The sequence below is a fragment of the Vibrio sp. YT-15 genome (genome assembly GCF_033337445.1).
Lineage (GTDB): Bacteria > Pseudomonadota > Gammaproteobacteria > Enterobacterales > Vibrionaceae > Vibrio > Vibrio alginolyticus.
Genome location: NZ_JAWOQR010000010.1, coordinates 1 through 18,879, shown reverse-complemented (window position 1 = coordinate 18,879; position 18,879 = coordinate 1). Strand labels below are relative to the sequence as shown.

Genomic DNA, 18,879 nt, shown 5'->3' with positions numbered 1-18,879 from the left:
AATTTGCATCCGGCTCTCAGTTTAGGAAGGAATTAAGTGAATTTACAACGCTTGGTGGGAAAATTCTTATCCTTTGTACAGTTTCGGGTTGAATACATCACGTAGCCAGTCGCCCAACAGGTTGATAACCAAAACCAATGTTACTAGCACGATGCCAGGGAAAGCAGTAATCCACCATGCACCAGAGAAGATGTAGTTAAAGCCGATGCTGATTAGCGCACCCAGTGACGGCTGATCAACAGGAAGACCCAAACCTAGGAATGACAGTGCCGCTTCCGACATGATCGCATTCGCTACCTGTACCGTCGAGATAACCAAGATTGGCGATAGACAGTTTGGCAGAATGTGACGGAACATGATTCGCGGAGCTTTAAAGCCCATCACACGCGCCGCTTCGACGTATTCTTTCTTCTTCTCTGCCAATACCGAGGCACGAATAGTCCGTGCGTATTGCGGCCATTCAGCCACACCGATGATCACCACCAGCATCACCACTGCGTATTGGCTGTAAAAATCGCTGCCAAAGCTGGCTTTGAAAATGGCCGATACGATGATCGCCACCATCATGGTTGAGAACGATAGTTGAACATCCGCAAAGCGCATCAAGAAGCTATCGATACGACCACCGAAGTAACCCGCCGACAAACCAATGATGATACCCAGAATCAACTGAAGACCGACGGCTAAAAAGCCGATCGTCAAAGACAAACGAGAACCGTAAAGAATGGTCGATAAAATATCACGGCCTTGCTCATCAGTACCCAACACAAAGCGTTCATCGCCATCTTCCATCCACGAAGGTGGCAACTCAGAATCCATGATGTCGATAGACGTCAGATCGTACGGGTCTGTTGGCGCAAGAATCGGTGCAGCCAATGCCAATACTAAGAACATCATAAAGACGGTAAAACTCGCCATCGCCACTTTGTCGCGTTTGAAATAATACAGAAAATCTGACTCTTTGAAACGCTGCCACGCTGATGGAGCAGGAGCTGGTGTTAAATTTGATTGGCTCATGATTAAGCTCCTTTTCCAGTTAGGTTCACAGTTGGGTTGATGATGCCGTATAGCAAGTCAACGATGGTATTGGTTACCACGAAGATCAGACCAACAAAGATAACGTAGGCAGTGATCAGCGGTGTATCTACACGGTTGATTGCCTCTAGGAAAAGGAAGCCAGTGCCCGGCCATTGGAACACGGTTTCAGTAAGAATGGTGTAGGCCACCATGGTACCAATCTGCACACCACCTACTGTCAATACTGGTAGCATGGTGTTCTTAAGTGCATGTTGGTAATAAATCTTTTGTAAGTTCAAACCTTTTGCTTTGGCGAACTTAATGTATTCCGAACTCAGAACTTCCAGCATTTCTGAACGCACCAAGCGGATGAACAACGGCAACATGATAGACGCTAGCGCAATACAAGGTAGGATGAGGTGCTTGATACCATCAATGGTAAAGAAGCCAGATTCCCAACCGAGCACATTAGCGGTCTCGCCCCGCCCGTAGGAAGGCAGCCAACCGAGTTCTATGGAGAAGACATACATCAGCATGATTGCGGTTAAGAACACCGGAATCGAGATACCGACACTGCTCATCGCCATGACAAATTTGGTAAAAACACTCTTAGGATGAATCGCAGAGTACACCCCAAGCGGAATAGAGAAAACAATGATGATAAGCGTCGCGCCAAACACGAGCTCTAATGTAGCCACCAGCTTGTCGAGAATCACCTCAACCGCAGGTCGCTTGAAAAAATATGAGGTACCCAAATCACCTTGCAGTGCATTACCCACAAAGCGCGTATACTTTGTGATAAAGGGATCGTTCAGGCCTAAGTCGTCGCGTAGCGCTTGACGCTCCGATTCCGAAACCGACTGACCTACAAGCTCACGCAGCGGATCACCCAGGTTGTCCTGAATGGCAAACGCCACCAAACTGATCACAAACATCACTATCAGTGCCTGAAACAGGCGCTTGACCAGAAACGAAAACATTCCTTGCCCCTTAACTATCCATAGATCTCTAAATTAGAGAGAAAATTCAGTCTAAATAACCAACTCAATCCGACTGAAACAAAATTGAGTCGAGTGCTTTAAGTTGAGGAGGGAAATCCATCCCTCCTCAAAGTAGACTAACCGTGATTATTCAACCACTAGGTCACCGAAGTAAGGCATTACCATTGGGTTAACGATATCTGCCGCTTTCACGTTAGACTTCGCGCCCCATGCTTCACTTTGCCAGTGTAGCGGTACGAATGCTGCGTCGTTGTATAGTGTCGCTTCTACGCCCTTCAGCATTTCTGCACGTTTCGCAGGGTCCGTCTCTACGTTCGCAGCTTCAACCACTTTGTCCATTTCTGGGTTTGAGTAGTAACCACAGTTGTACTGACCACGACCGGTTTCTTCGTTACGAGTCATAGTTAGGAACTCGTTGAAGTTCGCTGAGTCTTCTGTATCTGAGTGCCAACCGATCATCAGCATGTCTGCCGCACACTTGTCGAACTCAGGCCAGTACTGCGCTTTTGGCATGGTCTTCAGATCAACCTTGATACCGATCTTAGACAACATTGCCGCCGCCGCTTGTGCTACTTTCGCATCGTTCACGTAACGGTTGTTTGGTGCGATCATCGTTAGCGTCAGGCCGTTTTCGTAACCCGCTTCTTTCATCAGTTCTTTCGCTTTCTTCAAATCGTAGCGAGGTACTAGCTTGTCATCGTGACCTACGTAACCTGCCGGGCTTTGCTGACCAGCAGCCGTTGCGAAGCCTTTCATGATTTTCTTCACGATACCTTCGTTATTGATTGCGTGAACAATCGCTTGGCGAACGCGAACGTCTTTCAATGCTTCGTTGCTGTTTTGGTTTAGTTGGAACGTGATGATACGAGTACCAGGCAGCGTGACGAGGTCGATGCCGTCAGCATCTTCAACGCGTTTGTGGTCGTTTGGCGCTACAGGGTGAATCATGTCTACACCGCCAGAAAGCAGCGCTGCTACACGAGTTGCGTCTTCTTTGATTGGCACAAGTGTTAGCTTATCAACATTACCTTTCGACTCTTTGTCCCAGTAATCTTTAAAGCGTTCAAATTCCACTTTTACGCCCTGTTCACGTGAAGTCACAATGAATGGCCCCGTGCCAGATACGTTAGTCGATGCAAATGAGTTACCGTGCTTCACTAACTCAGACTTGTCTTTGCCGTCCGCAGTTTTGCCAGTGTAGAACTTGCTGTCCATTGGGAAAATGTACGTTGCGGTTTGCAACACTAGTGGGTAAGGACCTTTAGTTACAAGATCGAACGTGTTGTCGTCAACTTTGACGATTTTTTCGTACGGGTCGAAGATGTTTTTAAAGTCAGGAGAGCTTTGTAAACGCTGGAACGTCCACACGACGTCGTCAGCCGTTAGAGTATTGCCAGAATGGAATTTCACACCTTCACGTAGTTTGAAACGAACAGTCGTATCGTTAATACGTTCCCAGCTTTCTGCTAGGCGAGGCTCGAAATCCATTTTTTGAGTAAAGCGAACCAACGGATCAAATACCATGTGTGACATTTGCAGTGTGCCACCTGATAGCTGCTCATGTGGGTCAAGCGATACTGGGTCAGCTGCATAGCCAACTTTGATATCTGCTGCCATTGCGTTAAAGCTTAGGCCCGCAGCCATTAGCGCCACTGCTAATTTGCTTTTCATGGTTTTCATTTGCATAACTCCTTCATGCGGGGATACGGATCCCTTGTTGTTGTGTTTGCGTCTTTGTTATGACTAAAGGTTAGCCAAGCGAATTGCTTGGTTTATGCCGTTTCGATCTCTTCTCGCAAGCCAGTAAACTCCGGCATCAGAGAAATCAATTTTTTGCTGTATTCGTGTTGAGGTGCCGTGAATAACTGTTCTGTTGGTGCCACTTCTAAAAGTGTACCCATTTGCATCACACCTACTCGGTCACACATCTGACGAATAACAGGTAAATCGTGGCTGATAAACAACATAGTCAAGTTCAGCTCACTTTGCAGATCTTTCAGCAAGTTTAGAATTTGTGCCTGTACCGATACGTCCAGTGCTGAGGTCGGTTCATCACAAATCAAAAGTCGAGGACGAGTCGCCAACGCACGCGCAATAGAAATACGCTGACGCTGACCACCGGAGAATTCATGAGGGTACTTAAGCCCAGCCATTCGACCCAAACCAACATGATCCAATAGGTCATTCACGATTTGGCGAGTTTCCGACTCGTTTTTCGTCAATTTATGGAAACGGATTGGCTCAGCAATAATATCGAATACCTTCATACGAGGGTTCATTGAAGTATATGGGTTTTGGAACACCATCTGCATTTGACGACGCATCGGGCGGCGCTCTTTCTCAGAGGTTAAAGCGGTCAGGTCAATGCCCTCGAATTTCACCTGACCAGAATTAGGTTGGTATAAACCAGCAATCACACGTGCAATGGTCGATTTACCTGAACCAGACTCGCCCACCAAACCAAAGGTTTCGCCTTCGTGCACTTCAAAGCTCACATTATTAGATGCTTGCACGTATTCTCGGCGGCTCTCGAACAAAGAGTCTTTGGTCACAAAGCGAAGATTGACGTTCTTCACGTCCAAAAGCGGGCCAGTGTACTCACGCTCATCTTGGCTTTGTCCTAACCAGTGGTTCTTGATATCGAGTGGCTCCATTTCCGCCGCTTCTTCGATATAGCTTACTAACGGGAAACGATCTAACTTTCTGTCTGAACGTGGTACCGCTGAAATTAGACTGCGAGTGTAAGAGTGATCAGGATCGCCCAATACTTTGGCTGTTGGTCCAAACTCCACCAAGTCACCACGATACATTACCGCCACGCGATCGGTGACGTTGGAGACTACCCCCATATCGTGAGTAACCAACATACAGCCGACATTGTTCTTGATACACAGCTCGCGGATCAAGTTGAGGATTTGGTCTTGGATAGAAACGTCTAACGCCGTAGTTGGTTCGTCCGCAATGATGAGATCAGGCTCACCAGCCAAAGCAATGGCAATGACAACACGCTGACGCATACCACCAGAGAATTGATGCGGGTACTGCTTTAAGCGGTTTTCTGGTTGAGGAATACCAACCTGCTGCATAAGAGAAAGCGCGCGCTGATACGCCTCTTCATCAGAGACCTTCATGTTGGCGTGGATCGTCTCTTTCAGCTGTTGCTCAACAGTAAAAAGTGGATTGAGCGAGGTCATCGGATCTTGGAAAATAAAACCTATTTTCGAGCCGCGAACCTTACGCATCGCTTCTGGTGATAGGCCAGAAATTTTTTCTCCATCCAGGAATACATCACCGCTAGCAACGCGACCTGGAGGGCTAAGCAAATCGATAACAGCGTTACCAACGGTGGATTTACCCGCACCTGATTCGCCAACAACACCCACGATTTCACCACGTTCAATATGAAAAGAAAGTGACTTCACGGCAGCGTGAACGCCGTGTCGGGATGGGTATTCAATACGAAGGTTTTTCACTTCTAATAGTGACATTTCAGACCTCTACTGCCTTGTCTGTGGTATCGAATCATGCCAAAGGCACCATTCATCACCTGAATGAATCCGTTCAAATTCAGAATAATACTCTGAAATCTTAATGCGGAAATAATTTGGCAAAAATCACACAAAAAAGCAACAATTAAAGTATATTCCGCCGAAAAAACATTAAATAAACGCACAATTAGCGAATAAAAATGCATTAACAAGTATTTAACCATTTTCATATCACACTATTTTTGTGCGTCATGCACCAATAAAACTAGAAAAATGCTCTAAAAGTAAACATGAGCTAAACAAGATCATTAACCATATTATTCATGTGCATTTATTAACATTTAACAAACAATATCATATGCAAAAAGTGTTTTTTCAACATAAAAAACTATTAATAAAATAGTCGGCAAATACAAAAAGCCAAACTTAGGAAGAGAAAGGATAGGTCAAAACGTGAACAAAACAGCAAAACCACACAAATCCTGCTCCAACGCAGATTATGCGCCACTTAAGCGGTTTATTGACTAAGCAAAGGAAAGTACCGCTATCCTCATTCGTACGTCATAAGAAAACTCGCCGATTTTAACCCTTTACGACACAATTGAGAGTGGGATAATAGATGAACAGTGTCAAAGCCAAGCCGTAAATAAAAGGAGCTCCTGTGCTTAAAGCGATTTTTTTTGATATGGACGAGACTTTATGTGCAACGTCACAAGCCGATAAAGTTGCAGGACAAGCGTTTACAACTTGGATTCATAAAACCTACCCACAAGTGACTGAGCCAAAAGCGTTTTTGCAGCGCTACTTACAGGGTGTATACAAAAAGCTGAATGCTGAGTTCCCTCACCTTGTGGCTCTGCTACCCGATGAAAATGCCTTCCGTTGTGGCCTGATCCAAAACATCTTGGCGGAGCAAGGCGTCAGCATCACTGCAAAAGAGGCTCAACAAGCTCAAGACTACTTTGACTCTGCACGTATGGGCGCGTTCACCTTCTTCCCTGGTGTAAAAGAAATGCTCAGCGACCTTCGTCAACATTACAAACTCGTCGTGATCACTAACGGTCCGATTTTTTCTCAACACCCTAAATTAAACGCGACACAAATGAGCAACTGGGTGGACCATATTATTGTGGGAGGAGAAGAGCCAGAAGAGAAACCTGCTACAAGTATTTTCCAAAAAGCGCTCGACTTGGTCGAAGTAAAACCAGAAGAGGCTCTACACGTGGGCGACTCTTTACCTGCTGACATTGCTGGCGCTAACAATATGGGTATTTTGAGTGTGTGGGTGAATGCGACAGGCGCAAGTAACTCAACGGATATAACGCCAAGTTTTGAAATCCAAGAAACGGTAGAACTGAAAGAAATCCTTAAAACACTCGCCCAATAAAAGCAGCGGATTAGAAAACTACAAAACCCCAGACACTGCTCTGGGGTTTATTTTGTCAGCTCGAAAAGCATTTGGATCATAGGTGGTCAAAAGCCCCTAGAGCTGTACACTTTTGGGGAAAATTGAAATGGAATGCCGATTCTTTTCAGGAGAGATGCAAAAAAGCCCCAGTCTTTCGACTGAGGCTTTAAAAATAGTGGTCGGTGAAGAGGGATTCGAACCCCCGACCCTCTGGTCCCAAACCAGATGCGCTACCAAGCTGCGCTATTCACCGAACTGTATTTGCTGATTTTCTCAAATCAGACAGGACACTTCAACTAAGAAGTCACCTTAATTAATGGGGTGGCTAACGAGATTCGAACTCGCGACCACCGGAATCACAATCCAGGGCTCTACCAACTGAGCTATAGCCACCATCAATTTTTGCTGTTTACCGCTCTATTAGAGCCATAAACTAAATAGTGGTCGGTGAAGAGGGATTCGAACCCCCGACCCTCTGGTCCCAAACCAGATGCGCTACCAAGCTGCGCTATTCACCGACGATGTTTTATCTTGATTGAATCAAGATTGGGAGCAATGCTACCGCATTCAATCTAAAAAAGAAAGAATGGGGTGGCTAACGAGACTTGAACTCGCGACAACCGGAATCACAATCCGGGGCTCTACCAACTGAGCTATAGCCACCACTGATTTTTACCGATGTATCCTCCGAGGCAATGGTACGCCCGAAAGGATTCGAACCTTCGACCTTTGGCTCCGGAGGCCAACGCTCTATCCAACTGAGCTACGGGCGCATGCCCTATCGGCGGAGTGGAATAATACGGATATCACACTATGCCGTCTAGTACTTTTTTTACTTTTTTTATCGTTTGGTCTCTTTTTCGACAGTTATCTTCCGTTAAAGTGGATTTTTGATGTGATTCACGCCCTGTCATGGATAACTTGTTGTTTATTGCAACAAGTTATCGGGATATAATCACCCATTATTTACATTGATTTAACAGCTGCAACCAAGTTGTCTAATCATTCTATGCCATTCAGTGGAATTTAATGATTTCTCTGCTCGGCATTAATACTCTAACTATATAAATAGGTAAGTCACTTACCTCGGGAATGTGAAGTGGGTTTAATGGATATGTCTCGACAAATGATTAGCGTTTTGTTCGCTGCCTTAACGTTTTCTACGGCAGCTTTAGCTTCTGACATCAGCCAAACTGAATACGATGCGATCGCAGAACGCATCCAACCTGTCGGTGATGTTTATCTAGCAGGTTCTGAGCCAGTGAAAGAAGAACCAACCGGTCCACGTGATGGCGCCACAGTTTATGGTACTTTTTGTATTGCTTGTCACGCATCTGGTGTAAACGGCGCACCTAAAACAGGTAATGCCGATGATTGGGCACCGCGTATTGCACAAGGCAAAGATACGTTAGTGAAGCACGCATTAGAAGGCTTCAATGCGATGCCAGCCAAAGGAACCTGTATGGACTGTTCTGACGATGAAATCATCGCAGCAATTGACCACATGATTGAAGGTCTATAAGTAAAGACATCAACGAAAAAGGCTTGCCAGTTGGCAAGCCTTTTTGTTTTTAATCAGTGAGAACAAGGTTACTTTACTTCTTAAACATTGCTCGAATATTGGCAATGTGTGCTTGACCTTTCGCCATACGTTCTTCCGCTGATACTGGCTTTTTGTTTACTTCCCATTCAACGTCATCAAATGGTAACTCATCCAAAAAGCGGCTTTGAGTCGGTTTGATCAACTCGCCGAACTGTCGACGCTCTTTGCACATAGTGAAAGTCAGTTCACGTTGCGCGCGAGTAATACCAACGTACATCAGGCGACGTTCTTCTTCCACGTTATCTTCATCAATACTGGTTTGGTGCGGTAAAATACCTTCTTCGGACCCAATTAAGTATACATATGGGAACTCAAGGCCTTTTGAGGCGTGCAAGGTCATCAGTTGTACTGCATCACTGTCTTCATCTTCTTCACCGCGCTCCATCATGTCACGCAAGGTCAAACGTTGAACGACTTCTTTTAACGTTTTCTCTTCTTGATCGTAGTTGTCACCCTCTAGGTCCGCCACTATCCATGAATAAAGGTCAGAAACGTTCTTCATTCGCATTTCAGCGGCTTTTGGACTTGCTGAAGTTTCGTATAGCCAATCTTCATAATGGATATCACGAACTAGCGAACGAACCGCTTCGACGGTATCACCACGCTCAGCTTGATCAGCAATCGCCACTAGCCATTGGGTGAAACGACGCAAGTTTTCTAGACCACGTCCCGTTAGGTGCTGTTCGAGCCCCATTTCAAAGCTCGATTCAAACAGGCTCTTCCCTCGCATATTGGCATAACTGCCTAACTTCTCTAACGTTACTGGGCCAATTTCACGTCGTGGAGTATTCACAATGCGCAAAAATGCATTGTCGTCATCCGGATTAACCAAAACGCGCAAATACGCCATGATGTCTTTAATCTCTGCGCGCGCAAAAAACGAGGTGCCGCCAGAAATTTTATACGGTACGCGGTTTTGCATCAGAGACTTTTCAATCAAACGTGATTGGTGGTTACCACGATATAGAATCGCATAATCTTTATATTCGGTACGGTTTAGGAACTTATGCGCAATTAGTTCACCCGTTACTCGCTCCGCTTCGTGCTCTTCATTTTTAGCCAACAACACTTTGAGTTTTTCACCGTCAGGAATTTCAGAGAACAAGGACTTCTCATAGACGTGAGGGTTGTTAGCTATCAAAATGTTGGCCGCACGCAGGATTCGACTCGTTGAACGGTAGTTTTGCTCTAGCTTAATCAAACGCAAATTCGGATAATCTTCACCCAGCAACACGAGGTTCTGAGGTTTCGCACCACGCCATGAATAAATAGACTGATCGTCATCCCCTACAACAGTCAATCGCCCACGTTCTCCGACAATTAATTTGACCAGCTCATACTGACTCGTGTTGGTATCTTGATACTCGTCAACCAGTAGGTAACGGATACGATTCTGCCAACGCTGACGAACATCTTCATGATTACGTAAGAGTAAAACGGGCATCAAAATTAGGTCATCAAAATCGAGCGCGTTATAGGCTTTCATTTGCTTTTGGTACATATCAAAACAGAACGCAAACAATTGTTGCTGTTCACCTTGCGCACGCGCTTTGGCTTGCTCTGGCGTCAACATGTCGTTTTTCCAGTTGGAAATACAACTCAGAAGCTGACGTAGCAGATCTTTATCACCATCAAGCTGCTTTTCGGTAAGTTCTTTGAGCAGCGCTAGCTGGTCTTGGTCATCAAACAGTGAGAAGCCCGCTTTCAACCCTAAATGCTTGTACTCACGCTTGATGATGTTCAATCCTAAAGTGTGGAATGTTGATACCATCAAACCTTTAGACTCACCTTTCCCTAACGTTTGACCTACACGCTCCTTCATTTCACGTGCTGCTTTGTTGGTAAACGTCACCGCCGCAATGTTACGCGCTTTGTAACCACATTGCTGAACCAGATAAGCGATTTTATTGGTAATAACACGAGTTTTGCCCGAGCCAGCACCAGCTAGCACTAGGCATGGACCAGACACGTATTTCACGGCTTCATCTTGACTAGGGTTCAGCTTCATAGAAATTCTCTGCGGGTGATGAATGTGGCGCCTATGATAAAGGGGTGGCCTCGTGAAAGCTATGCTGATTTCTTGTAATTTTCACACCAATTAAGTGCAATATTCTGTTGCATAAATGGCGGGTATTTAAGCTATAATGAATGAACGTTCATTCACTAAAGGGTGACATTATGAAGGATAACCCTGCTGTAGATAAACGAGAACAAATCTTAGTCGCTGCTGAACAACTCATTGCTGAATCTGGCTTTCAAGGGCTTTCCATGCAAAAGCTCGCCAATGAGGCAGGTGTCGCAGCAGGGACGATTTACCGTTATTTCTCAGATAAAGAACATCTTTTAGAGGAACTACGCCTTAACGTTGCTAAGCGTGTTGCTACTGCGGTGCAACTAGGTGTTAGTGAAGAGATGCCTTTAAAACAGCGTTATCGAACCATGTGGCTCAATATTTGGAATCTAGCGAGCTCGAACTTAAGTGCGATCAGCAACCGAGTCCAATATGAATCTTTACCCTGTTCAAATAGTAGCAAAGCTCGGGAACTTGAGAGACAAATGTTTGCCCAAGTAGATCTTCTTTTTAATCAGGGTAAAGACGAGGGAGTATTCAAGCTTCTCGATAACGAAGTACTTTCTGGATTAAGTTTTGAGGCAAGTGTTGCACTTGCTCGGAAACACGCTTTGGGATTTTATCAACTGGATAAGACGGCATTAGAGGCCGCTATTGAAGCCAGTTGGGATGCAATTATTAAACACTAACTTGGAGTTCTTAATAGAATGAAAAAGTGGACTTTCTTTATGTTACTTATCGCCGTTCTCTTGTTCGGCAGCGTGATAGGTTTCAATTTATTTAAGCAACAAAAGATCGCTGAATACATGGCAAACCGTCCTGAACCTGAGTTCCCAGTAACCGTGACAGAAGTGCAAGCGGTGGATTGGGTACCAGTCATCGAGGCAATTGGTTTTATCGAGCCAAACCAAGGCGTGACGGTAGCGAACGAAACGAGCGGTGTTATCGATAAAATCGCGTTTGATTCCGGTACTCAAGTTAAATCGGGTCAGCCATTAGTGTTGCTTGATTCTGAAGTCGAAAAAGCAAATTTGAAGAGCTCGCAAGCTAAGTTGCCAGCGGCAGAAGCGAAATACAAACGCTACCAAGGCCTATTCAAAAAAGGCTCTATTTCTAAAGAAGCGTATGACGAAGCAGAAGCAAACTACTTCTCCTTAAAAGCGGATATTGAAAGCCTGAAAGCAACCATCGACCGACGCGAAATCAAAGCGCCATTTGATGGTGTGGTAGGTATTCGTAACGTGTACCTCGGTCAGTACCTACAGGCGGGCACCGATATTGTTCGCCTTGAAGATACCAGCGTGATGCGCTTGCGCTTCACCGTGCCACAAACCGATATTTCACGTATCAATATCGATCAAGAAGTGGATATCTTTGTTGACGCTTATCCAGACCAACCTTTCAAAGGGTCTATTTCTGCGATTGAACCAGCTGTAAACGTACAAAGTGGCTTGATTCAGGTTCAAGCGGATATCCCTAACAGTGACGGCAAACTACGTAGTGGTATGTTCGCGCGTGCAAACATCATTCTGCCTAAATTAGAAAATCAGGTCACGCTACCTCAAACCGCGATCACATTTACGCTGTATGGCGACAATGTTTACATCGTAACAGAAGAAGATGGCGAAAAACGCGTTAAGCAGCATGTGGTAAAAGTTGGCGAACGCTCTAAAGATATCGCACACATTCTAGAAGGCGTGAAGCCAGGTGATGTAGTGGTGACATCGGGTCAAGTCCGTTTGAGTAACCATGCGAAAGTAAGCATTGTCGAAAGCGATGCAACTACCCCACCTGCTGAAACACCAATGCTTTAAGTTGGAGGCATCATGCGCTTTACAGATGTTTTTATAAAACGTCCAGTTTTAGCGGTATCGATCAGCTTTTTGATTGCATTGCTTGGTTTGCAAGCGGTGTTCAAAATGCAGGTTCGTGAATACCCTGAAATGACGAATACGGTGGTCACCGTGACCACCAGTTACTACGGTGCAAGTGCCAACTTGATCCAAGGCTTTATTACTCAGCCATTGGAGCAAGCGGTAGCGCAAGCCGATAATATTGATTACATGACTTCGCAATCGGTACTGGGTAAATCGACCATTACTGTCAACATGAAGTTGAATACTGATCCAAATGCGGCGTTGTCTGACATTCTGGCGAAAACCAACTCGGTACGTTCACAGCTACCAAAAGAAGCCGAAGACCCAACCGTAACCATGTCGACAGGTTCGACAACGGCGGTACTGTACATCGGCTTTACGAGTGACGAGTTATCTTCAAGCCAGATCACTGACTACCTTGAGCGTGTAATCAACCCGCAGTTGTTCACCGTAAACGGTGTGTCCAAAGTTGACCTGTATGGTGGTATGAAGTACGCACTGCGCGTATGGCTAGATCCTGCCAAAATGGGCGCTTTGAAGTTGACCGCAACCGATGTGATGAGCGTTCTTAACGCCAACAACTACCAATCTGCAACCGGTCAAGCGACGGGTGAGTTCGTGCTTTATAACGGTAGCGCAGATACTCAGGTATCAAACGTTGCTGAACTTGAAGCATTGGTCGTGAAAACTGGTGAAGGGGATGTCATCCGCCTAGGTGATATCGCTAAAGTAACGCTAGAGAAGAGTCACGACGTTTATCGCGCAAGTGCAAACGGTCAAGAAGCTGTGGTTGCAGCGATCAACGCAGCGCCAAGTGCTAACCCAATCAACATTGCAGCAGACGTACTTGAACTGTTGCCTCAGCTCGAGCGCAACCTACCAAGTAACATCAAAATGAACGTAATGTACGACTCAACTATCGCCATCAACGAATCGATTCATGAAGTAGTGAAAACGATTCTTGAAGCAGCAGTAATCGTACTTGTGGTTATCACACTGTTCCTAGGTTCATTCCGCGCGGTAATCATTCCTATCGTGACCATCCCACTTTCATTGATTGGTGTGGCAATGGTGATGCAGGCAATGGGTTTCTCTTGGAACTTGATGACGCTACTGGCGATGGTGCTTGCCATCGGTCTAGTGGTGGATGACGCGATCGTTGTACTAGAAAACGTTGACCGTCACATCAAAGAAGGGGAATCGCCATTCCGAGCTGCAATCATTGGTACGCGTGAAATTGCGGTTCCAGTTATCGCGATGACATTGACGCTAGGTGCAGTGTACGCGCCAATCGCATTGATGGGTGGTATCACCGGTTCATTGTTCAAAGAGTTCGCTTTGACACTGGCAGGTTCAGTATTCGTATCCGGCATCATCGCTTTGACACTATCACCAATGATGTGTTCGAAGATGCTGAAAGCGAACGAGAAGCCAAGCAAGTTTGAGCAAAAAGTTCACCATATCCTTGATGGCATGACCACTCGTTACGAAGGCATGTTGAAAGCGGTAATGGCTCATCGTCCGGTTGTTATTGCGTTTGCAATCATTGTATTTGCAAGCTTACCGGTCTTGTTCAAGTTTATTCCTAGCGAACTAGCACCATCTGAAGATAAAGGTGTGGTCATGCTGATGGGTACCGCCCCATCAAACGCGAACTTGGACTATATCCAAAATACCATGGATGACGTAAACCAAATACTCTCAGATCAACCGGAAGTGGAATACGCACAGGTTTTTAATGGTGTACCAAACTCAAACCAAGCGTTTGGCCTAGCAACATTGAAGCCTTGGAGTGAACGAGAGGCAAGCCAATCTGAAATCACGAAACGTGTGGGTGGCCTAGTATCAAGTGTACCTGGTATGTCTGTCACTGCATTCCAAATGCCAGAGCTTCCAGGTGCAGGCTCAGGTCTACCTGTTCAGTTTGTAATTACAACACCAAATAGCTTCGAGAGCTTGTTTACTATCGCTAGCGATATTCTAACCGATGTTGCAAGTAGCCCAATGTTTGTCTATTCCGACCTGGATTTGAACTACGATTCAGCAACGATGAAGATCAAGATCGATAAAGACAAAGCGGGTGCCTACGGTGTGACTATGCAAGACATTGGCATCACCCTCAGCACGATGATGGCAGATGGTTATGTAAACCGAATCGACCTGAATGGCCGCTCGTATGAGGTGATCCCTCAAGTTGAGCGTAAATGGCGTCTAAACCCAGAATCGATGAAGAACTACTATGTACGCTCTGTGGATGGTAAAGCGGTTCCATTAGGCAGTCTGATTACCATTGATGTGGTGGCTGAGCCTCGCTCTTTGCCACACTTCAACCAGCTAAACTCAGCGACTGTGGGTGCAGTACCATCGCCTAGTGTTGCTATGGGTGACGCAATCGACTGGTTTGAGAATATTGCACAAACCAAGCTGCCTGCAGGCTATAACCACGATTACATGGGTGAATCTCGTCAGTTTGTAACGGAAGGTAGTGCCTTGTATGCAACCTTCGGTCTTGCACTTGCGATCATCTTCCTCGTTCTGGCGATTCAATTTGAATCACTCCGCGACCCTATTGTCATCATGGTATCTGTACCTCTGGCAATCTGTGGTGCCTTGATCGCATTGGCCTGGGGTACAGCCTCGATGAACATCTACTCGCAGGTTGGTTTGATCACGCTGGTCGGCCTAATAACCAAGCACGGTATCTTGATCTGTGAAGTAGCCAAAGAAGAGCAGTTACATAATAAACGGTCTCGTATTGATGCGGTGATGGAAGCTGCGAAAGTGCGTCTTCGCCCTATCCTAATGACCACTGCTGCGATGATCGCAGGTCTTATCCCGCTGATGTACGCAACAGGTGCAGGTGCCGCGCAACGTTTCAGTATCGGTATCGTCATCGTTGCTGGCCTTGCAATCGGTACACTGTTCACACTATTTGTACTACCTGTGATTTACAGCTACCTAGCTGAAAAACACAAACCTCTGCCAGTATTTGTTGAAGACAAAGACTTGGAGAAGTTAGCGCGAGTTGACGAAGCGAAAGCAGCTCATCGTGAATTAGCGGATAACAGATAAGCTATTAAGGCATTCAAAAAGGTCACTTCGGTGGCCTTTTTTATTGCCGCTCTCTTTTTTGCCATCTAAGTGGCGACTTTCACGTATCATTTACTTAAAATGAGGACAAATCAAAAGGAGTTTTAGCCACTATGTTTGACCCAAAGAAATTAGAGCAAATTGCTAAACAGATTCACGACTCAATGCCTCAACCTGTAAAAGAGTTGGGCTCTGATGTCGATCAGAAAGTTCGTCAAGTAATCCAAGGCCAGCTAAACAAGCTAGATGTTGTAAGTCGCGAAGAGTTTGATGTTCAAACTCAAGTTTTACTACGTACACGTCAAAAGCTAACAGAAATGGAACAGAAGTTGGCGCAACTTGAAGAAAAGCTTGCTGAAAAATAAGTATCAAAGCGCTCCTCACAAAGGAGCGTTTTTCTTATCGGCGCGCAGATAAATCGGCTAAAAACAAAAAGGCTTGGTCAACGGCGACCAAGCCTTTTGATTAGATGTTGTGTTTTATTTTGTATTTATCACTCCAGTCTGCCTGGAGTTTATCTACTGCGTTACTTGAGACTAAGTAAATTACGCTGTATTAAGGTTTCATTTCTAGGAGAAGGCGCGGACTTTACGATAGTAAACGAGCACCTTCGACACCGAAATGGAGCCTTAAGGCCAGTCATTTAGCCGCCCACCGCGATACGCTTCATATCAGTCATGTAACCACGTAGCTCTTCACCGATGTACTCTACAGGGTGGTTACGGATTGTTTCATTCACAGCTATAAGAGTCGCGTTATCCACTTGGTTAGACGTTTCACCTAAACCTTTACCAATTACGTCAGTATTTACGGCTGGCATAAACTTCTCACGTAGAAGCGGCGTTGCTACGTTAGCGAACAGGTAGTTACCGTATTCCGCAGTGTCTGAGATAACCACGTTCATCTCGTATAAACGCTTACGTGCGATAGTGTTTGCGATAAGTGGCAGCTCGTGTAGAGACTCGTAGTAAGCAGACTCATCGATGATGCCAGATGCCGTCATCGCTTCGAATGCTAGCTCAACACCCGCACGAACCATAGCAACCATCAAGATACCGTTATCGAAGTACTCTTGCTCAGAGATTTCTACGTCAGTTTCTGGGTAGTTTTCGAAAGCAGTTTCACCTGTTTCTGCACGCCAGCCTAGTAGATTTGCATCGTCGTTTGCCCAGTCAGCCATCATAGTGCTAGAGAAGTGACCGGTGATGATGTCATCCATGTGCTTGTTGTATAGCGGACGCATCAGTTCTTTTAGCTCTTCAGAAAGCTCAAATGCTTTCACTTTTGCAGGGTTAGTTAGGCGATCCATCATGTGAGTGATACCACCAAACTTCAGTGCTTCAGTGATGGTTTCCCAACCGTATTGAAGAAGCTTACCAGCGTAGCCAGGATCGATACCATCAGCAATCATCTTCTCGTAACACACGATAGAGCCAGCCTGTAGCATACCACAAAGGATAGTTTGCTCACCCATTAGGTCAGATTTCACCTCAGCAACGAAAGAAGACTCTAGACAGCCAGCACGGTGACCACCGGTTGCTGCTGCCCAAGCTTTCGCGATATCCCAACCTTCACCTTTTGGGTCGTTCTCTGGGTGAACAGCGATAAGAGTCGGTACACCGAAACCGCGCTTGTATTCTTCACGAACTTCCGTACCTGGACATTTAGGTGCAACCATTACTACCGTTAGGTCTTTACGGATTTGCATGCCTTCTTCAACAACGTTGAAACCGTGAGAGTAACCTAGTGCTGCGCCTTCTTTCATCAACGGCATTACCGTCTCAACAACGTTTGTGTGCTGCTTATCTGGAGTAAGGTTTACTACTAGATCAGCTTGTGGAATTAGCGTTTCGTAGCTACCTACCTCAAAACCGTTGTCTTTTGCGTTTTTGAATGACTGGCGTTGCTCATCAATCGCGGCTTGGCGAAGCGCATAAGCAACGTCTAGACCAGAGTCGCGCATGTTCAGACCTTGGTTAAGACCTTGAGCACCACAACCTACAATGACTACTTTCTTACCTTTCAGATAATCCGCTTCTGAAGCGAACTCACTGCGGTCCATAAAACGACAACGACCTAATTGGTCCAACTGCTCGCGCAAGTTTAGGGTATTGAAATAATTAGCCATCTGGGTGCTCCTTTGAGATTCTTCCATTGAGGTCAGTAATTGCCTTACCGAATAACTTCATACTAAAACAGACATGAGATTGCTTAAAGTGATATATTCACAATTAGTTATTGCAATTTATGCAACATGGAAATGAAAATTTAATGAATATCAAAAGCCTGCAACTTTTCATTCATCTCTGTGAGAGTAAAAGTTTCGCCAAGACCGCAGCGGCAATGCATATTAGCCCTTCAGCCTTAAGCCGACAGATACAAAAATTAGAGGAGGAAACCAGCCAACAATTGTTTTTACGCGACAACCGTAGCGTTGATTTAACTATCCAAGGTAAAAAGCTAGTCCCAGTAGCCTTAAAGATTCTTGGCGAATGGCAGCAGTATCAGAGTCACCTGAAGGGAACCGAGGATGAATTGAAAGGAGAAATCCGTCTCTTTTGTTCTGTTACTGCAAGCTACAGCCATCTTCCGGAGCTAATCTCTGACTTTCGTATTCAGAACCCTTTCATTGAGTTCAAACTATCAACCGGCGATCCAGCTCAAGCGATCGACAAAATACTAGCAGATGAAGCCGATATTGCCATATCAGCCAAGTCAGAACAGATGCCAAATAAAATCGCATTTGAAACGATCAGTGAAATCCCACTTTCTGTCATCGTACCTGTTGGGGTTAGTGCGTTTGCTGAAGAGCTACAAAAAGAAAAACCAGACTGGTCGGTCATTCCATTCATACTCCCAGAAGCAGGAACGGCAAGGGACAGGGCCAATACTTGGCTCAAACAAATGAAAATAAAGCCAAAGATCTACGCACAAACCTCCGGACATGAAGCCATCGTAAGTATGGTTGCATTGGGGTGTGGAGTAGGTATCGCACCTGATGTTGTAATCAACAACAGTCCGGTAAGAGAAAAGATAAATCGTTTAAAAGTCTTACCAATTAAACCTTTTAAACTTGGTGTTTGCTGCAACAAAACTCAGCTGGAGAATCCGCTTGTTAAAGCCTTTTGGAAGGTTGCAGAGAGCAAGTATATCGCACCTTAGATGAACACTTTTTAGGTATAAAGTGAGCTAATTTTAAAACTCTATAGATGCAAAAAAGCCCGCTCTTTCGAGCGGGCTTCTTAAATTTAAAGCCTGGCGATGTCCTACTCTCACATGGGGAAGCCCCACACTACCATCGGCGCTATTTCGTTTCACTTCTGA

At 45.4% G+C, this 18,879-nt stretch carries 13 protein-coding genes and 5 tRNA genes; 7 read left to right on the top strand and 11 right to left on the bottom strand.

Going from position 1 to position 18,879, the window contains the following annotated elements; translation table 11 throughout:
• Positions 1-66 precede the first annotated feature (66 nt).
• The 4 genes from R7D93_RS17540 to R7D93_RS17525 all read right to left on the bottom strand — a co-directional run bounded on the left by R7D93_RS17540 (position 67) and on the right by R7D93_RS17525 (position 5,506).
• Positions 67-1,017, bottom strand: coding sequence for an ABC transporter permease (locus R7D93_RS17540; RefSeq protein ID WP_005384239.1), 951 nt, complete (start codon positions 1,015-1,017; stop codon positions 67-69).
• Between the two features lie 2 nt (positions 1,018-1,019).
• On the bottom strand, positions 1,020-1,997 hold the full coding sequence (locus tag R7D93_RS17535) for an ABC transporter permease (RefSeq protein WP_005379110.1): 978 nt from the start codon (positions 1,995-1,997) through the stop codon (positions 1,020-1,022).
• Between the two features lie 147 nt (positions 1,998-2,144).
• Positions 2,145-3,698, bottom strand: a complete 1,554-nt coding sequence (locus R7D93_RS17530) for an ABC transporter substrate-binding protein (protein ID WP_005379109.1) — start codon at positions 3,696-3,698, stop codon at positions 2,145-2,147.
• 92 nt (positions 3,699-3,790) lie between these two features.
• Positions 3,791-5,506, bottom strand: coding sequence for a dipeptide ABC transporter ATP-binding protein (locus R7D93_RS17525; protein WP_005379108.1), 1,716 nt, complete (start codon positions 5,504-5,506; stop codon positions 3,791-3,793).
• A gap of 661 nt (positions 5,507-6,167) precedes the next feature.
• On the opposite strand from R7D93_RS17525, the gene R7D93_RS17520 reads away from it, so the two are divergent.
• The gene (locus tag R7D93_RS17520) at positions 6,168-6,893 is read left to right on the top strand and encodes an HAD family hydrolase (RefSeq protein WP_005379107.1); all 726 of its coding nucleotides are present in this window, start codon (positions 6,168-6,170) and stop codon (positions 6,891-6,893) included.
• A 197-nt stretch (positions 6,894-7,090) separates the two neighbouring features.
• Here R7D93_RS17520 and R7D93_RS17515 read toward each other — a convergent pair.
• From R7D93_RS17515 to R7D93_RS17495, 5 genes are all read right to left on the bottom strand, one after another.
• A tRNA-Pro gene (locus R7D93_RS17515) sits at positions 7,091-7,167 on the bottom strand.
• Positions 7,168-7,231: 64 nt separating this feature from the next.
• Positions 7,232-7,307, bottom strand: a tRNA-His gene (locus tag R7D93_RS17510).
• Positions 7,308-7,355: 48 nt separating this feature from the next.
• Positions 7,356-7,432 (bottom strand) — tRNA-Pro (locus R7D93_RS17505).
• Positions 7,433-7,501: 69 nt separating this feature from the next.
• Positions 7,502-7,577: transfer RNA gene (locus R7D93_RS17500), tRNA-His, on the bottom strand.
• Between the two features lie 33 nt (positions 7,578-7,610).
• Positions 7,611-7,687, bottom strand: a tRNA-Arg gene (locus R7D93_RS17495).
• A 335-nt stretch (positions 7,688-8,022) separates the two neighbouring features.
• Between R7D93_RS17495 and R7D93_RS17490 the strand changes: the two genes are divergently transcribed.
• The gene (locus R7D93_RS17490) at positions 8,023-8,436 is read left to right on the top strand and encodes a c-type cytochrome (RefSeq protein WP_005384252.1); all 414 of its coding nucleotides are present in this window, start codon (positions 8,023-8,025) and stop codon (positions 8,434-8,436) included.
• A 73-nt stretch (positions 8,437-8,509) separates the two neighbouring features.
• On the opposite strand, the gene rep is transcribed toward R7D93_RS17490, so the two are convergent.
• Positions 8,510-10,525 carry a DNA helicase Rep gene (gene rep, locus R7D93_RS17485; RefSeq protein WP_005379104.1) on the bottom strand — a complete coding sequence of 672 codons (2,016 nt, stop codon included), beginning with the start codon at positions 10,523-10,525 and terminating at the stop codon, positions 8,510-8,512.
• Positions 10,526-10,695: 170 nt separating this feature from the next.
• Here rep and R7D93_RS17480 point away from each other — a divergent pair, with 170 nt between their 5' ends.
• From R7D93_RS17480 to ubiK, 4 genes are all read left to right on the top strand, one after another.
• Positions 10,696-11,277: a TetR/AcrR family transcriptional regulator gene (locus R7D93_RS17480; RefSeq protein WP_005384254.1), complete on the top strand. Its 582-nt coding sequence runs from the start codon at positions 10,696-10,698 to the stop codon at positions 11,275-11,277.
• Positions 11,278-11,295: 18 nt separating this feature from the next.
• The gene (gene vmeC / locus R7D93_RS17475; RefSeq protein ID WP_005379101.1) at positions 11,296-12,402 is read left to right on the top strand and encodes a multidrug efflux RND transporter periplasmic adaptor subunit VmeC; all 1,107 of its coding nucleotides are present in this window, start codon (positions 11,296-11,298) and stop codon (positions 12,400-12,402) included.
• Positions 12,403-12,414: 12 nt separating this feature from the next.
• Positions 12,415-15,537, top strand: coding sequence for a multidrug efflux RND transporter permease subunit VmeD (gene vmeD, locus R7D93_RS17470; RefSeq protein ID WP_005384257.1), 3,123 nt, complete (start codon positions 12,415-12,417; stop codon positions 15,535-15,537).
• A gap of 131 nt (positions 15,538-15,668) precedes the next feature.
• The gene (ubiK, locus tag R7D93_RS17465) at positions 15,669-15,920 is read left to right on the top strand and encodes a ubiquinone biosynthesis accessory factor UbiK (protein ID WP_005379099.1); all 252 of its coding nucleotides are present in this window, start codon (positions 15,669-15,671) and stop codon (positions 15,918-15,920) included.
• 278 nt (positions 15,921-16,198) lie between these two features.
• Here ubiK and ilvC read toward each other — a convergent pair whose 3' ends face one another.
• Positions 16,199-17,683, bottom strand: coding sequence for a ketol-acid reductoisomerase (ilvC, locus tag R7D93_RS17460; RefSeq protein WP_005379098.1), 1,485 nt, complete (start codon positions 17,681-17,683; stop codon positions 16,199-16,201).
• A 143-nt stretch (positions 17,684-17,826) separates the two neighbouring features.
• Here ilvC and ilvY point away from each other — a divergent pair, with 143 nt between their 5' ends.
• The gene (ilvY, locus tag R7D93_RS17455; protein WP_005379097.1) at positions 17,827-18,717 is read left to right on the top strand and encodes an HTH-type transcriptional activator IlvY; all 891 of its coding nucleotides are present in this window, start codon (positions 17,827-17,829) and stop codon (positions 18,715-18,717) included.
• Positions 18,718-18,879 lie beyond the last annotated feature (162 nt).

Coding starts and splice junctions, on each gene's coding strand:
- R7D93_RS17540 (WP_005384239.1), bottom strand. CDS start 1,017: ATGAGCCAATCAAATTTAACACCAGCTCCTGCTCCATCAGCGTGGCAG.
- R7D93_RS17535 (WP_005379110.1), bottom strand. CDS start 1,997: ATGTTTTCGTTTCTGGTCAAGCGCCTGTTTCAGGCACTGATAGTGATG.
- R7D93_RS17530 (WP_005379109.1), bottom strand. CDS start 3,698: ATGAAAACCATGAAAAGCAAATTAGCAGTGGCGCTAATGGCTGCGGGC.
- R7D93_RS17525 (WP_005379108.1), bottom strand. CDS start 5,506: ATGTCACTATTAGAAGTGAAAAACCTTCGTATTGAATACCCATCCCGA.
- R7D93_RS17490 (WP_005384252.1), top strand. CDS start 8,023: ATGGATATGTCTCGACAAATGATTAGCGTTTTGTTCGCTGCCTTAACG.
- rep (WP_005379104.1), bottom strand. CDS start 10,525: ATGAAGCTGAACCCTAGTCAAGATGAAGCCGTGAAATACGTGTCTGGT.
- R7D93_RS17480 (WP_005384254.1), top strand. CDS start 10,696: ATGAAGGATAACCCTGCTGTAGATAAACGAGAACAAATCTTAGTCGCT.
- vmeC (WP_005379101.1), top strand. CDS start 11,296: ATGAAAAAGTGGACTTTCTTTATGTTACTTATCGCCGTTCTCTTGTTC.
- vmeD (WP_005384257.1), top strand. CDS start 12,415: ATGCGCTTTACAGATGTTTTTATAAAACGTCCAGTTTTAGCGGTATCG.
- ubiK (WP_005379099.1), top strand. CDS start 15,669: ATGTTTGACCCAAAGAAATTAGAGCAAATTGCTAAACAGATTCACGAC.
- ilvC (WP_005379098.1), bottom strand. CDS start 17,683: ATGGCTAATTATTTCAATACCCTAAACTTGCGCGAGCAGTTGGACCAA.
- ilvY (WP_005379097.1), top strand. CDS start 17,827: ATGAATATCAAAAGCCTGCAACTTTTCATTCATCTCTGTGAGAGTAAA.